The following is a 14,517-nucleotide window of genomic DNA, read 5'->3' as shown; positions in this document are numbered from 1 at the left end:
TTCTCCCAAATTCGTACATTAATTCGTATTAGATTTTTGTAATGGTGAACCTGCCTTTTGCTTAGCAGTTTCAGTGGCTTTTGTAGTCTTTTTATTTTCTTCGCTTGGTGGCGATAATTCACTTTGTGGTATTTTCGTTTCTTCTGGTACCGCAGCATTCTGGCTTATTGTCGCCGGCTTTTCGTAATGCGCACGTACTTTATGCAATAGGGTCATGGTGCGGATATTCTTTTCATACACCATCCCCGTGGCGTAAATAACAGTTTTAGGCGCTTGTTTTATTACGACTGGCTTATCGGTTTGCACTAAATCTTGATTGGGCAGAATGTTAAGATACTCTGTTTCAACCGTCATTTCACCTTTACCAGCAAATGCTTGGCGAGTAATTTTAACTTTTTCAACTAGCTGCACTCGTTCACCATCGCTTGCAACATAACCACGTAACGCCTCAACTTGCGTATAAGGCTTGTCAAGACTAAATTGTGTATAACGAGGGCGCTGTAAATCTGTGCTGTCATTATCAGGAAAATGTCTCATTTCCGCTGCGGCTAGTTTATACCGCAACTTACCGTTTACATCGGTTTGAGAAGTCACAAAATTACTCACGATATAATCTGGGTCATGCCTGCTGCTACCATCTAGCTTTGCTTGTGGCGGTTGTACCGTATAATTAATCCACGCGGTAATCAATGCCAGTACCGACAATATCACTATCGGGAAAATAATTGCCGAACGTTTACTCAAGCTCATTAGTTGGAGATACTTGCTTGCGTTAAAAATTGTGCCATTTGTGAATCAAACGTACCTTGCGCCTGCATAATGAGTTCGCAAACCTCACGCACCGCCCCGTGACCCCCTGATTTAGCGGTGACATAATGGGCATATTTCAGTACTAAAGCTGGTGAATCTGGTACGGCAAGTGCAAGGCCGCATTTAAGCATAGGTGGTAAATCCACCACATCATCGCCCATAAATGCACATTGGTTTGCTTGCAAACCGCTTTTACTCATTAAGTCGTTAAACGCCGCTAATTTATCTTCTGCACCTTGGTAGAAATGCGCAACGCCAGTACTTTCAGCACGTTTTTTTACTACGTTGGAGGTACGTCCTGTAATAATCGCCATTTCAACGCCTGTGGCTTTAAGCAACTTCATGCCAAGCCCGTCATGCGCATGAAAAGTCTTATATTCTTGACCATCATCACCTATGGTCAGACCGCCGTTGGTCATCACACCATCGACATCAAGCACTAATAACTTAATATTTTTGAAACGAGCCAGCAACTCAGTATTTAACGTCTTTATGTTCATTACACTTAAACTACTTTCGCTAATAAAAGATCATGCATGTTTAATGCACCAACTAAAACGCCTGCATCATCAATAACTAACAACGCGTTGATTTTACGTTGCTCCATCATCTCAACGGCTTCAATGGCTAATTTACTTTGATGAATGGTAAATGGATTTTGATGCATCACGTCTTTAATACCAGAAATAGCAACATCTACCTTTTGCTCAAACGCTCGGCGTAAATCACCATCGGTAAAAATACCAATCGGCATATTGATGCTATCAACAATTGCGGTAAGCCCTAAGCCCTTGCGTGTCATTTCTAACAAACCATCAGAAAGATTGGCATTGATAGCAACTTTTGGAATTTGTTCGCCAGTGCGCATTAAGTCACTTACATGAATTAGTAAACGTCGACCAAGGCTACCGCCCGGGTGAGAGCGCGCGAAATCTTCCGCGGTAAAGTCACGCTGATCGAGTACGCACAGCGCCAGCGCATCACCTAAAGCCAGAGCAACCGTTGTGCTCGAAGTTGGCGCTAATCCAAGTGGGCAAGCTTCTTTCGCGACATGTGCGCTTAAATGAATATCCGCGGCTTTTGCTAAAGTGGATGAATCATTACCTGTAATAGCTATAATGCTTGCGCCTAACCTTTTGAGCGGCGGCACAATGGCGAGAATTTCATCGCTCTCACCGGAATTTGACAGCGCAATCACAATGTCGCCCGTGGTAATCATGCCTAAATCGCCATGGCTGGCTTCTGCAGGATGCATAAAAAATGCTGGCGTACCAGTACTAGCTAATGTCGAGGCTATTTTGCCGCCAATATGGCCAGATTTGCCCATGCCACTTACTACAACGCGTCCTTTGCATTGTAGAATAAGTGCGACTGCATCCGTAAATTGTCCATCCAGCCTCAAAGCAAGTGCATTGATTTCACTGGCTTCTAATAGCAGTACATCACGGGCCAGCGCTAGTGTGTTTTGCTCAGTAGTTGCAGATTTTGATAGGTTACTTTGTGCTGACATTTATTTTAAGCTGCATAATTAATAGCATTTTTCGAAAATTGACATAATTATCGGTTAGTATAAAAGGGAAATCGTCACACATAAAGCCTAAATAAGCTTCAAAAATGACATTTTTGCAAAAACCAGCAAAATACTATTGTTTTAGGCACACATTTTGCTAATGTGATTTTGCTAGCTGGTTTTTTAGTATCTACTTAATTGACAAAAAACAAAAGAACTTAACTGATATCTAGTTACAATTTATAGCTCATGATGAACGAAACTTTACCATTAATTTTAATTCTGCTTGTCAGCGCTGTATTAGCCGTTGCCTTGTTCCGCAGGCTGCGCTTGCCAGCGATGTTGGCTTATTTCTTAGTCGGTGTGATGCTTGGCCCGCATACCTCTGGCTTACTTACAGAAAGCGAAGCTAATCGCGAGTTTGCAGAGTTCGGCATTGTGTTTCTAATGTTCAGTATCGGCCTTGAATTTAGCTTGCCTCAACTTTATGCCATGCGTAAGAAAGTGCTCGGCTTAGGTGGGTCGCAAGTTTTCATTACACTGGGTGTAGTGATGTGCATCGCCAAGTTAGCGGGATTAGATTGGTCTGCGGCATTTGTTGTGGGCGCGGCTATCACTATGTCTTCTACGGCGATTGTTTCAAAGATTTTAGCTGAACGCGTTGATTTAAACTCACGTCATGGGCGCTTGAGTATAGGCGTACTCCTATTTCAAGACATTGCCGTGGTGCCAGTTCTGGTGCTTATTCCTGCTTTAGGCGTGGCGGGTACTAATCTAACAGACGTACTTGGTTTGGCGATGTTAAAAGCGGCGGCCATGCTGTTGTTCTTATTTACTATCGGTAAATGGTTAATTAACCCGTGGTTTAATTTGGTTGCTAGTCAACGTTCACGCGAACTGTTTGTAATGAACGTATTAATGGTCACATTGTTGTTGGCGTATGCGACTAAGCTCGCGGGTTTATCTTATGCCCTAGGGGCCTTTATCGCAGGGATGTTAATTTCAGAAACCAAATTTAGATACCAAGTGGAGTCTGACATTTCAGCGTTCCGCGACATCTTTTTAGGATTGTTTTTTATCAGCGTTGGCATGCTGCTAGATGTGCAACAAATATCCCATCATATTGGCGCGATTTTATTGGTGTTAATCGCACTTATAATGCTCAAAGCCGCAATCGTTACTTTGGTTGTTAGACTGGTGAAGTACGAAAATGGTGTAGCGATTCGCACTGGTTTGATTCTTGCCCAGGCAGGTGAATTTAGTTTTGTTATTTTGGCGCTAGGTGTAGAGCAAAAACTTATCGGTGGCCCAGCGTTGCAAGTGGTACTTGCTGCCTCCTTACTTTCTATGGTGATTGCGCCGTTTCTTATTCAGTTTAATGGTCGTATTGCCAGAAAGTTGGTGCAAAGCTATAGCCGCAATAGCGGGCAAGTTGTGCAGGATATTGATGATGCGGGTAAGCACTTACATAACCACGTGATTATTTGCGGCTATGGACGGAGTGGCCAGTATCTTGCCCGCTTTTTAAGAGAAGAAGCCATCCCATATATTGCTTTAGATATTGATCCTGCTCGGGTGCTGGAGGCGGCAACCGCAGGGGAGAATGTAATGTTTGGGGATGCAGCGCGACGCGTTGTATTAGAAGCGGCAGGCGGTGCGCGAGCTAAAGCCTTGGTGATTAGTTATGCGGATAATCGTGCCGCTATGAAGATTCTGCATATCGTACAAGAAAATTACCCACAATTACCAGTCATCGTCCGTACAGTGGACGATACCAATATGGAAACGCTAAGAGCGGCTGGTGCCGCTGAAGTGGTACCTGAGATTTTAGAAGGTAGTTTAATGCTAGCTTCGCATGCGCTCATGCTACTCGGTGTGCCATTAAATCGCGTGGTGAAGCGCATTCGTATTTTCCGCGAAGAACGCTACAAATTATTTAAAGGTTACTTCCACGGTATTTCAGATGTGGAAAATGAGGGGTTAGACAATCAACAAGTGCGGCTGCATTCTGTAATTATTTCACCAGGTACATTTGCCATTGGTAGAAACTTGGCTGATATGCATCTGGAAAATTTTGAGGTAGAAGTGAAATCTATACGTCGCCCAAACTCAAATGGCTCTCAGCTTAGCGAGCAAAGCATCTTGGCAGAAGGCGATGTGATCGTTCTGCTTGGTCAGCCAACAGGTTTAACTAACGCACAGAATGCTTTGTTAATAGGGCGAGTAGCTAATAAATAAGCAGGAATTATGACAAAACATGTAGTAATTGTAGGTGGTGGTATTGTTGGCTGTATGACCGCGATGGAGTTGGTCGGTCGTGGCTGCAAAGTCACTATCGTAGAGCGGAACCAAATCGCCAGCCAGACATCTGGTGAATCATCTTGGGCGGGCGGCGGCATTGTTTTTCCGCTCTTGCCTTGGCTTTATTCTGAAGCTGTAAATACGCTTACCAATTATGGGGCGAAGTCTTATGCAGAAATTTGCCAACGCTTATTGCGCGAAACAGGCATTGATACCGACTTTGAGCAGTCAGGCTTTCTGCTACTGCCAAACTTCGATACCCAAGCAGCAACTGCATGGTGCGCTAACAACCAAGTACCAGCCCAAGCCGTTAAAGCATCTGCATTTGGCGTGCAATCGCTCAGTGGCGAAGATGCGTTATGGTTACCTACTGTATGCCAAATTCGCCCGCCATACTTTATGCAAGCCATGCGTAAATGGTTAGAGCAAAACAAAGTCACCATGCTAGAACACACCGAACTTGTGCCGCTAAAAGAAACGCAAAAGTTAAATGAGTGGCAAACGATTGATGGCAAAACTATCAGCGCAGATCAATTTATAGTCACATCAGGCGCGTGGAGCTTTGATTTATTAAAAGAAACTAGCGCAAAATTGAATATCAAACCGATGCGTGGGCAAATTCTGCTGTATAAACCAGAAAAAAACCTTGAGCAAATTGTCTATCGAGAAGGCTTCTACATGATTCCACGTCGCGATGGCTATTTATTAGCTGGCAGCACTTTAGAAGATGTCGGTTTCGACACCTCCGTGACGCAAGAAGTACGCAATGAGATTAGCGCAAAAGCCGAAGCCATTATGCCAGCACTAAAGAATCAAGCCATACTCAAACACTGGAGTGGCTTACGCCCAGGTACTCCAGAAAACTTGCCGACTATTTCAGCGCATCCAACCATCGAAAATCTTTACCTGAATACTGGTCATTTTAGATACGGATTAACCATGGCACCAGCCAGTGCGAAATTAGTGACGGCGTTAATGTTAGGTGAAAAACCGATGATAGATGCCGAGCCTTACCATTGTAGTTATTAGCAGGGCGCGTTCTTGAGTCTTGTAATAGGTCGCTTTCGCGCGACGCACGAATTACTTTCTTTTGCTTAGCCAAAAGAAAGTAACCAAAGAAAAGGCTACCCCCTTCCGCTTATTTCCTGTTCTGCTCAGCTTCCTGGGCGGCCATCGGAAACTCGCTAACGCTCAAACAACCGCTAGCCGAATACTCCCATGAAGCTGAACAGAACAGGCGCGAAAGCAGGGGATCAAAACGCATTGGATTTTCACGAGGGCTTAGTTAATCTCAAACCCCGTCATTCCGACGAAAGTCGGAATCTAGTGACGTTAAATAGACCAGAAGTTTGTAGCTAGTGCTATTTAGTTAAAGCCTAACCTCAGCAACGCGAGTTTTTGATTCTGGGATGTCACAAAACAATATATTGTTTTGGGCATCAAACTGCATAGGCTGATTAGTAAATGGGCAATCGTATTGTTTGCCTGCTTGATTTAAAAATTCCTGAATTTTTGCTGGAGATATTTTTTTCTGCTTAATTTGAACGCTTAAGTTAAGTGAATTAATCAACGCATTTTTAGCATGCATAGAACCAATCAAATACAAGTTTTTTGCAAAGCCACTTGTTAGTCTCATGGCAAGAAAGCTGTTAAATGGGTCTAGCCAATTATAAGCAAATATATTGGTTGTTTCGCCATACTTTTCATTCAGTTCATGCCTACTTGCACTGAATGTAGCTGGTGGTTTTTGTGCTCTATTTAACAAGTCTACTTGCGCGCGATAAATTCTGTTACGAATAAATTCACGATGAAAAACAGTGGTTTGATTTTGTTTTTTTAAAAACTCTATGTTGAAGAAATTATAATCAGCCCTGAGCATGCCAGCCAAGTTATATCTTTCTATATTGGTTGGTTTAAGAACTACTTGTAGTTCCTCAAAATGTTTAATCCCTATTTCGGGAGATTTGAAAAGTAAATTTTCTAGTGAATATAAATTTATTCCGTCTAACACTAAAAAAACAGCGTGCTCTATTGCTGTTGTATCTTGCTTCAAGATATGACTTATAAAGTGATGGTTTGCTAGCCACTTGCTATAAGCCGCTTCAGAATTACCAGTTTGAATATTGAGCTTAATTTCCTCAGCAAGCAGTTTATTCAAATTGATAAGTGTTTGACCGCTGTAATGAATTTGCCCATGACTACTCATACCGCGCCAATCTGGCATATTAAATAAGCTGCTGTAACGGTCTAGTAAGACTTTGTTCTGAAGTAACAAGAATTTAACGCGATCTTCACTAATATAGTTGCCTTTCTTTTTTTCAACTGGAAAATCAGACCAGCAGTCAAACTCATTTGAATCACCTACAAATGACAGTTCACCTGTATTTTCGACTGTTAGTTTAGCGATGAAGTTGTTTAACGAATGCTCATAGGTGCCAATTACAAATTGCCCGTGTTCAATAACATCCGCACCTATTGGCGCATTTAGACCTGATAATGCAACTGCAATATTCTGACTGTCAGGTATATTTTCAGGATTAAGAGCGTAAAACTCATCTCTTCCAATATCTGGTGATTCATCATGGTAAATAGCGAAAGCTATCCAAGTTATCAAGAGTAACAATATTGATAAAATGGTATAGAGCGTTCGCTTAAGTATGATTTTTAGATTTATAGTTTTTGTTATCATGATTTTCTAATGACTGTATTCGTCAGCTTAGCCTTTTAAACTTATTTAGCCACCCAATCTCCAGACTTGCCGCCATGTTTTTCCAATAGCTTAATGCTGCTTATTGTCATGCCTCTATCTACAGCTTTGCACATATCATATATCGTCAGTAAGCCCACGCTTACAGCCGCAAGCGCTTCCATTTCCACCCCCGTTTGACCTGTGGTCTCTGTAGTGGCAGTGCATATGACAGATGTATTTTTATCGTCTATTTCAAAGGTGACAGCTACTTTTGTTAAGCTAATCGGGTGGCACAGAGGAATTAAATCAGAGGTGCGTTTTGAGCCTTGAATCGCGGCAATTCTTGCAATGCCGAGTACATCACCTTTTTTTGAATCACCACTTTTAATCAGTGCTAAGGTACTGGCTTGCATGGTAATTTTTCCGCTGGCAATAGCAATTCGCTTGGTGTGTGCTTTGTCGCCAACATCGACCATGTGCGCTTGGCCACTGTTGTCAAAATGGGTGAGGATGTTTGCTGCGTTGGTCATTTTTTGCTTTCCAAGATCTATTATTTTTATGATTCCTGCTGAACTAGCTCGGTAAAGTAGCTATCATAACAATAATGAAATTAAAAACTATTGTAATTGCAATTTTGCTGATAACAAACGGCACGTTAGCCTCCAATTTGCGGGCGCAAGCTTACGGCGAAGCTGTGTTAACTGGCAAGCCTTACGAAGCGCCTAGAAGCTTTGATTTGAGTCTGCCTGAGCTAGGTGATGTTTCGCAAACTGTGTTAACACCGCTTGATGAAAGGCGCATTGGTGAGCAGATTATGCGCGAGGTATCGACCAGTGACGAGGTGGTGCAAGACGTAGAAATTATCGATTATCTGAATAATCTGGGCAATCGATTGGTTTCTGCCAGCAGTGATAAGCAGCAAAAATTTAACTTTTTTGTGGTGAAGGATAGCTCAATCAATGCTTTTGCCATGCCTGGTGGCGTGGTGGGCGTGCATACAGGGTTAATATTAGCTACCAATACTGAATCTGAACTTGCGAGTGTATTAGGTCATGAGATTGGTCATGTGACACAGCACCATATGGCACGCATGTTGGCTTCACAAAAATATGACATGTTTAAAAATATAGCGGGCATTGCCTTAGCATTGCTGGTCGCGCGCGCTAATCCACAATTAGCGAGCGGTGCGCTAACAACGTCTGCGGCTGTTGGAGTACAAAACCAATTAGATTACACGCGTGACCATGAGCGTGAGGCAGACCGCGTAGGCTTACAAATTTTAGATAGTGGCGGTTTCGATGTGCGCGCAATGCCCGCATTTTTTACCACTCTGCAGCGCGGTACTCGTTTTGCAGAAGGTGGTGCGCCTAGCTTTTTACGTACCCATCCGCTAACTGGAGAACGTATCGCCGATGTCGAAAATCGCGTTTCACAAATGACTTACCGACAAGTGCCAGATAGTGTTGAGTTTCAATTTGTGCGGGCAAAAATCATTGCCAACAATGGTTCGGCAGACACTAATATTGAAGTATTTAAACAAAATATTAATGAGCATAAATATAGCAATGAAGCGGCAGAGCATTACGGGTTAGCAGTCGCATATCTGCGTAAAAATGCTTTGCCGCAAGCCGAGAAAGAGGTTGCTTGGCTGAAAAAAAATGCCCCGTCGCATGCCATGATAGAAAATATAAGCGCACGTATGCAGGTGCTAGAAAACAATCCACAGCAAGCAGCAAAACAATATGCGGCAGCACTTAAATTATACCCAGATAATCGGGCATTAATTTACGGATACGCAGACCACTTTTTAGCGATTAAACAAGCCGATAGCGCGATTAAACTGATTAAAGAGAAGCAAGGTTTATATCCCAATGATGCGCAGTTTTACGATGTATTGGCAAAAGCCTATACTATGCAGAATAAACTTTTGCTGAGCTATCAAGCCCAAGGTGAGTCTTATTTTAGAAAGTATGATCTTGTGCGGGCAATTGAGCAAATGGAGTTAGCGGTAAAAGCAAATGATGGGGATTTTTATCAAAAATCTATCGTTGAAGCGCGGCTTACTGAATTGCGCCGTATGCAAAGCGATGTGAAAAAAGGTTAAAAGGTTAAAAATGCAACGTAGAGATTTCGTTAAGCTCGTATTTGGTGCGTTTACTTTGGCTTTTATTCTACCTAAGAATGCCTTAGCCGCTATATGGAATAAGGCTGCGTTTGAAACTACTCAGTTAAATGAAGCCGAAAAGAATTTAGAAGTTAACGGCGAAAAGCTTAGCCAAGATATTTTGATTACCGTACCAGATAAAGCTGAAAATGGTGCAATTGTTCAGGTTGAAGTCAAAAGCAATATTCTTAACACTGAAACGATTTCTATTTTTGTAGAAAAAAATCCCACCCCACTCATCGCACATTTCAAATTTAGCAATGGCGCCGAGCCCTTTGTGGTGACGCGTATCAAAATGGCGGAAACTTCAGATGTTAAAGTAGTTGTGAAAGCCGGCAATGAATATTTCATGAATGCTAAAAATGTGGTTGTATTAGAGAATGGTTGCGGCTAAGGATTTCTATGGCATCAGATAACATGAAAATGCGCGCCCAGTTAAAAGGCGATGTTACCGAGGTGAAAGTGCTTATGAGTCACCCCATGGAAACTGGCCGCAAAAAAGATGACTTTGATCGATTGATCCCTGCGCATTTTGTTCAATTAGTGACTGCCACCTTAAATGGCAAAACGGTGTTGGAAGCGCAATGGGGAACGGGCATTTCAAAAAATCCATATCTAACGTTTAGATTGTCTGGCGCAAAAACTGGAGACACAATTGAAGTGACTTGGCATGATAACTTAGGCGAAACAGCTACACAAAATATTACTGTCACTTAATAAGTTTAATATTCAAATATGAAATTAAGATAAATTAAATTTATCATAACCATTAGAATGATATATTGGATTTAGTCAATTTAACGCCCTATAATCGCTTCTACCAATTAAAAAAGCAGTAAATTTTATTCAACCCACAATAAGGAAAGAAACTATGTCATTAATCAATACACAAGTTCAACCATTTAAAGCACAAGCTTTTCATAACGGTCAATTTATTGAAGTGAGCGACGTAAGCATGAAAGGTAAATGGTCTGTGGTTATTTTTATGCCTGCCGCATTTACTTTTAACTGCCCAACAGAAGTTGAAGATGCTGCGGATAACTACGCAGAATTTCAAAAAGCAAATGCAGAAGTGTATATCGTTACTACAGATACACAATTCTCACATAAAGTATGGCACGAGACTTCACCAGCAGTTGGTAAAGCAAAATTCCCATTAGTGGGTGATCCTACACACCAATTGACACGTGCGTTTGACGTGCATATTGATGAAGAAGGTCTAGCATTGCGCGGTACTTTTGTAATCAACCCAGAAGGCGTAATTAAAACTGTAGAAATCCACAGCAACGAAATTGCCCGTGACGTTAAAGAAACTCTACGTAAATTAAAAGCTGCTCAATTTACAGCGGCCAACCCAGGCCAAGTATGCCCAGCAAAATGGCAAGAAGGCGCTAAAACAATTACACCTTCACTAGATCTAGTAGGTAAGATCTAAGAAGTTAGTTTTAAGTAGTACGCATTACGTTACACCTTTAAAACATCATTTAAAGGTGTAACGCTTACAAAAGCATTGTTCAAAAGATAATGCTTTTTTATTTGCCAAAATAAGCTGTTTAGGAATAAAAAAAGGGATCATCATGGCATTAGAAGAAAATATCAAAACTCAGTTACAAACCTATTTAGGTATGTTGCGCGAGCCTATCGAGCTCGTTGCTTCATTAGATAACACCGCAGCTGCACAAGAGATGCGTGAGTTATTAGAAGAAATTACTAGCATGTCAGATAAAATTACACTGACTAATGGCGATGATGCGCGTAAACCATCATTTGCGGTGAAACGCGCTGCCACACATAAAAATGCAGGCCAATCAGAGGGTGTGCGCTTTGCTGGTATTCCTATGGGGCATGAATTTACGTCACTTGTATTAGCTTTGCTACATACAGGTGACCATCCAATGAAATTAGAAGCTGAAAAAATTGCGCAAATTGCGGCGGTTGAAGGCACGTTTCATTTTGAAACCTATATTTCTTTGAGCTGCCATAATTGCCCAGATGTTGTACAAGCCATGAACATGATGGCAGTGATTAACCCTAACATCACTCACGTGATGATTGACGGCGCGCTGTATCAAGATGAAGTAAAGGCCAGAGAAATTATGTCTGTGCCAACCATGTATTTAAATGGTGAAGTTTTTGGCGCAGGACGTATGGAGTTAGATGAAATTCTACTCAAAATTGATACTGGCGCAGCAGCACGCGAAGCTAAAAAAATAGACGCGGCAGCGCCTTATGATGTGCTAGTGGTTGGCGGCGGACCAGCAGGTGCTTCTGCTGCTATTTATGCAGCACGTAAAGGCATTAGAACTGGTATCGTCGCCGAGCGTTTTGGTGGCCAAGTGATGGATACGCTAGGCATTGAAAACTTTATTTCTGTGGAAGCAACTGAAGGGCCAAAATTAGTCGCGGCTTTTGAAGAGCATGTGAAAAGTTACGATGTCGATATTATGAACTTGCAACGTGCAGTAAGCTTGTCTGAACCAGGTAAAGATGGCAATAAAAATACTGATTTAATCGAGCTTAAGTTAGAAAGCGGCGGCACACTTAAAAGTAAAGTAGTGATATTGGCTACTGGCGCGCGTTGGCGCGAGCTTGGCGTGCCAGGTGAAAAAGAATACCGTGGAAAAGGCGTAGCTTATTGCCCGCATTGTGATGGCCCTTTGTTTAAAGGCAAACCTGTCGCAGTGGTTGGTGGCGGTAATTCAGGCGTTGAAGCGGCGATTGATTTGGCTGGGTTTGTGGCACATGTGACTTTATTGCAGTTTGATACAGTGTTAAAAGCTGATGCAGTATTGCAGAAAAAACTACGCTCATTGTCAAATGTATCCATTGTTACCAGTGCACAAACCACTGAAGTCACAGGCGATGGCACTAAAATGAATGGCTTAACTTACACCGATCGCGTGACGGGTGAAAGTAAACATTTAGTGCTTGATGCAGTATTCGTGCAAATCGGCTTATTGCCTAATAGTGATTGGCTTAAAGGCACGGTCAACTTAAGTAAGTTTGGTGAGGTAGAAGTGAATCATCATAATGCTACTTCATTACCTGGCGTGTTTGCGGCGGGCGATGTGACTACGACACCTTATAAGCAGATTATTATTGCAATGGGTGAAGGTGCAAAGGCTGCGTTAGGTGCTTTTGATTACTTAATTAGGCAGTAATTTGGTTTAAGTTTTAGCAATATAAAAAATGGCGGATAATCCGCCATTTTTTATGTGTTTAAATTTCTAGTGATAACATTTGAGGTGTATAAATTCACTTAACTTTACAAGTATTAATGCCAATTAAAGAATAAAGGCCACAAAAATTAAAAAGTCCTGTCGCTAATGGAATAACGCCAATCCAAGCCCACGACGGGCCACCTAGCAAAGCCCAAGTAATTAAAGCGGCACCACATGCAATGCGTAATACTTTATCTAAACCTCCAACATTCGCTTTCATCATCACTCCTTTTGAAAAGATATTAATCATATTGAGAATACATTACATACATAAGAGTACGCCATATTGACATCAATACAGTGACTAAAGTTACATTAGAGCAAAGGTTTAATTGGCGTTAATTGCAAAGCCGTCACTTTTCTACGTTTAGCACCTGTAGCGTATTGGTCTGGATTATCAGTAGCGGCGCTCCAGCTATTTTCAGGCTGCATATCAGTTTCAATAGCGCTTTGCACGCTTTGTGCTAAGGCGTCATTGTTAACAATCACACCAACTTCGGTATTTAGATTTTGTGAGCGTGGGTCAAAATTAAAGGTGCCAATAAACACTGTTTTAGTATCAACCACCATAGTCTTGGCGTGAATCGCGAATACAGGTGGCTTGGCATCTTTAGGTAAAACACGTTGCACCAGTTTTTGTTTGATTTGCGGGTCGGGTTTATATTCGTAAACTTCTATGCCCATTCTGATGAGCTGATCACGTTGGTTTCGGTAACCGCTAAAGGCTTCTAAATTGTCTGTAGAAGCCATTGAGTTGGTATTGATACTGACTTTAACACCACGTTTAAGCGCGTTTTTGAACAGTTTTTTCGCTTGGCTAGACATGACTAGATAAGGCGATTGAATCACGATTTGCGTTTTCGCGTTTTCAACTAATTGCGCTAATTTTTGCGTGGTAACGCCACCGCCGCCCATGATGTATTTGTAATTGTTTTTACCTGGCGTATCGCTAATAAACTCAATTGGCGTCCAGATGACTTTTTCGGCAAGTTCAGCAAATACCTTTGGCATCTCATTAATTGCTTTGCGATTTTCAGGGGCGAAGTTTTCAGGTGAGTTAGCGTAATTGTGAAGGTCACTGTAGATTTTTTGAATTTCATCATCTTTTACCGTGACATGTTTCTGCATGAGACCTAAGCCGTCATACAAATCTTCCACGGGTGCGCTAAGTGGGCTATGCCAAAACTTTTCGAAGCTGGCTTGCATGTCTTTTGCTACATCGCCAATCAGTAAAGCATCGCGGTCGCGAAAGTTATACTTTTGGTTATAGTCAAAATATTCAGCCGCCATATTGCGACCGCCAGTTATAGCAAGCTTGCCATCTACTATAAAAGTTTTATCGTGCATACGCTGATTTACACCACGAAAATTGACAACGATATTCATCAAGCGTTTGTGAAATGGTGTGCCTACTGAGTGCTGTGGGTTGTAAATGTGGATTTCAACGTTGGGATGTTTAGCGAGCGCCAGTAAAGATTTATCTGGTGCATCAATTAATAAATCATCAACAATCACACGCACTTTCACCCCCCTATCAGCCGCGCGAAGTAAGGCTTCTGAAGCTAATATACCGATGTTATCGGTACTCCAGATGAAGTATTGCACTTCAATGGTTTTCTCCGCATGGTCAGCCAGCCAAGCGCGCGCGAGTAGGGCATCATCACCTTTATCAAGTACGTAGATGCCACTTTGATTAGGATGAGCGGTAATTTGATTGTCAATGTAAGTCAGTTCGGGCGAAGCCATAGCCATTTGCGCAAAGCAAATAAACGAAACCGCTAGAGTTTTTAGCGCTAACTTAAAGTGGATCAATTGATTTTCC

General features: G+C 42.0%; 14 protein-coding genes. 7 read left to right on the top strand and 7 right to left on the bottom strand.

Annotation, left to right across the window (positions count from 1 at the left end; translation table 11 throughout):
- Positions 1 to 18 precede the first annotated feature (18 nt).
- The 3 genes from lptC to PSV17_RS07315 are packed head-to-tail and all read right to left on the bottom strand — an operon-like array spanning position 19 to position 2,320.
- Positions 19 to 750 carry an LPS export ABC transporter periplasmic protein LptC gene (gene lptC / locus PSV17_RS07325; protein WP_300481083.1) on the bottom strand — a complete coding sequence of 244 codons (732 nt, stop codon included), beginning with the start codon at positions 748 to 750 and terminating at the stop codon, positions 19 to 21.
- Positions 750 to 1,310, bottom strand: a complete 561-nt coding sequence (locus PSV17_RS07320; RefSeq protein ID WP_300481081.1) for an HAD family hydrolase — start codon at positions 1,308 to 1,310, stop codon at positions 750 to 752. Before PSV17_RS07320 ends, lptC begins: the two co-directional genes overlap by 1 nt.
- Positions 1,311 to 1,315: 5 nt before the next feature.
- Positions 1,316 to 2,320 (bottom strand): KpsF/GutQ family sugar-phosphate isomerase, encoded by a 1,005-nt coding sequence (locus tag PSV17_RS07315; protein ID WP_300481079.1) that lies wholly within the window; start codon positions 2,318 to 2,320, stop codon positions 1,316 to 1,318.
- Positions 2,321 to 2,572: 252 nt separating this feature from the next.
- On the opposite strand from PSV17_RS07315, the gene PSV17_RS07310 reads away from it, so the two are divergent.
- Together PSV17_RS07310 and PSV17_RS07305 are read left to right on the top strand one after the other, a co-directional pair.
- Entirely contained in the window at positions 2,573 to 4,558 is a 1,986-nt protein-coding gene (locus PSV17_RS07310) for a monovalent cation:proton antiporter-2 (CPA2) family protein (RefSeq protein ID WP_300481078.1), read from the top strand.
- 9 nt (positions 4,559 to 4,567) lie between these two features.
- On the top strand, positions 4,568 to 5,650 hold the full coding sequence (locus PSV17_RS07305) for an FAD-dependent oxidoreductase (RefSeq protein ID WP_300481077.1): 1,083 nt from the start codon (positions 4,568 to 4,570) through the stop codon (positions 5,648 to 5,650).
- 340 nt (positions 5,651 to 5,990) lie between these two features.
- Here PSV17_RS07305 and PSV17_RS07300 read toward each other — a convergent pair whose 3' ends face one another.
- Both PSV17_RS07300 and moaC read right to left on the bottom strand, forming a co-directional pair.
- Positions 5,991 to 7,310 carry a hypothetical protein gene (locus tag PSV17_RS07300; protein WP_300481076.1) on the bottom strand — a complete coding sequence of 440 codons (1,320 nt, stop codon included), beginning with the start codon at positions 7,308 to 7,310 and terminating at the stop codon, positions 5,991 to 5,993.
- A gap of 41 nt (positions 7,311 to 7,351) precedes the next feature.
- Positions 7,352 to 7,840, bottom strand: a complete 489-nt coding sequence (gene moaC / locus PSV17_RS07295) for a cyclic pyranopterin monophosphate synthase MoaC (RefSeq protein ID WP_300481075.1) — start codon at positions 7,838 to 7,840, stop codon at positions 7,352 to 7,354.
- A gap of 74 nt (positions 7,841 to 7,914) precedes the next feature.
- Here moaC and PSV17_RS07290 point away from each other — a divergent pair, with 74 nt between their 5' ends.
- From PSV17_RS07290 to ahpF, 5 genes are all read left to right on the top strand, one after another.
- On the top strand, positions 7,915 to 9,414 hold the full coding sequence (locus PSV17_RS07290; protein WP_300481073.1) for a M48 family metalloprotease: 1,500 nt from the start codon (positions 7,915 to 7,917) through the stop codon (positions 9,412 to 9,414).
- Between the two features lie 10 nt (positions 9,415 to 9,424).
- Positions 9,425 to 9,868, top strand: a complete 444-nt coding sequence (soxY, locus tag PSV17_RS07285) for a thiosulfate oxidation carrier protein SoxY (protein WP_300481071.1) — start codon at positions 9,425 to 9,427, stop codon at positions 9,866 to 9,868.
- A gap of 8 nt (positions 9,869 to 9,876) precedes the next feature.
- Positions 9,877 to 10,191, top strand: coding sequence for a thiosulfate oxidation carrier complex protein SoxZ (gene soxZ / locus PSV17_RS07280; protein ID WP_300481069.1), 315 nt, complete (start codon positions 9,877 to 9,879; stop codon positions 10,189 to 10,191).
- A 154-nt stretch (positions 10,192 to 10,345) separates the two neighbouring features.
- Positions 10,346 to 10,909: an alkyl hydroperoxide reductase subunit C gene (gene ahpC / locus PSV17_RS07275; protein WP_300481066.1), complete on the top strand. Its 564-nt coding sequence runs from the start codon at positions 10,346 to 10,348 to the stop codon at positions 10,907 to 10,909.
- Between the two features lie 142 nt (positions 10,910 to 11,051).
- The gene (gene ahpF, locus PSV17_RS07270) at positions 11,052 to 12,635 is read left to right on the top strand and encodes an alkyl hydroperoxide reductase subunit F (protein ID WP_300481065.1); all 1,584 of its coding nucleotides are present in this window, start codon (positions 11,052 to 11,054) and stop codon (positions 12,633 to 12,635) included.
- A gap of 94 nt (positions 12,636 to 12,729) precedes the next feature.
- On the opposite strand, the gene PSV17_RS07265 is transcribed toward ahpF, so the two are convergent.
- Together PSV17_RS07265 and PSV17_RS07260 are read right to left on the bottom strand one after the other, a co-directional pair.
- Positions 12,730 to 12,915, bottom strand: coding sequence for a DUF2892 domain-containing protein (locus PSV17_RS07265; RefSeq protein WP_300481062.1), 186 nt, complete (start codon positions 12,913 to 12,915; stop codon positions 12,730 to 12,732).
- Between the two features lie 95 nt (positions 12,916 to 13,010).
- Positions 13,011 to 14,507 (bottom strand): phospholipase D family protein, encoded by a 1,497-nt coding sequence (locus PSV17_RS07260; protein ID WP_300481061.1) that lies wholly within the window; start codon positions 14,505 to 14,507, stop codon positions 13,011 to 13,013.
- Positions 14,508 to 14,517 lie beyond the last annotated feature (10 nt).

It is taken from the genome of Methylotenera sp. (genome assembly GCF_029946165.1).
Taxonomy (GTDB): Bacteria; Pseudomonadota; Gammaproteobacteria; order Burkholderiales; family Methylophilaceae; genus Methylotenera.
Note: the sequence above shows the minus strand (reverse complement) of the source record. Positions and strands in the feature narration are given on the sequence as shown.

Excerpts from the sequence above, each read along its gene's own strand:
- lptC (WP_300481083.1), bottom strand. The coding sequence starts at position 750 with ATGAGCTTGAGTAAACGTTCGGCAATTATTTTCCCGATAGTGATATTG.
- PSV17_RS07320 (WP_300481081.1), bottom strand. The coding sequence starts at position 1,310 with ATGAACATAAAGACGTTAAATACTGAGTTGCTGGCTCGTTTCAAAAAT.
- PSV17_RS07315 (WP_300481079.1), bottom strand. The coding sequence starts at position 2,320 with ATGTCAGCACAAAGTAACCTATCAAAATCTGCAACTACTGAGCAAAAC.
- PSV17_RS07310 (WP_300481078.1), top strand. The coding sequence starts at position 2,573 with ATGAACGAAACTTTACCATTAATTTTAATTCTGCTTGTCAGCGCTGTA.
- PSV17_RS07305 (WP_300481077.1), top strand. The coding sequence starts at position 4,568 with ATGACAAAACATGTAGTAATTGTAGGTGGTGGTATTGTTGGCTGTATG.
- PSV17_RS07300 (WP_300481076.1), bottom strand. The coding sequence starts at position 7,310 with ATGATAACAAAAACTATAAATCTAAAAATCATACTTAAGCGAACGCTC.
- moaC (WP_300481075.1), bottom strand. The coding sequence starts at position 7,840 with ATGACCAACGCAGCAAACATCCTCACCCATTTTGACAACAGTGGCCAA.
- PSV17_RS07290 (WP_300481073.1), top strand. The coding sequence starts at position 7,915 with ATGAAATTAAAAACTATTGTAATTGCAATTTTGCTGATAACAAACGGC.
- soxY (WP_300481071.1), top strand. The coding sequence starts at position 9,425 with ATGCAACGTAGAGATTTCGTTAAGCTCGTATTTGGTGCGTTTACTTTG.
- soxZ (WP_300481069.1), top strand. The coding sequence starts at position 9,877 with ATGGCATCAGATAACATGAAAATGCGCGCCCAGTTAAAAGGCGATGTT.
- ahpC (WP_300481066.1), top strand. The coding sequence starts at position 10,346 with ATGTCATTAATCAATACACAAGTTCAACCATTTAAAGCACAAGCTTTT.
- ahpF (WP_300481065.1), top strand. The coding sequence starts at position 11,052 with ATGGCATTAGAAGAAAATATCAAAACTCAGTTACAAACCTATTTAGGT.
- PSV17_RS07265 (WP_300481062.1), bottom strand. The coding sequence starts at position 12,915 with ATGAAAGCGAATGTTGGAGGTTTAGATAAAGTATTACGCATTGCATGT.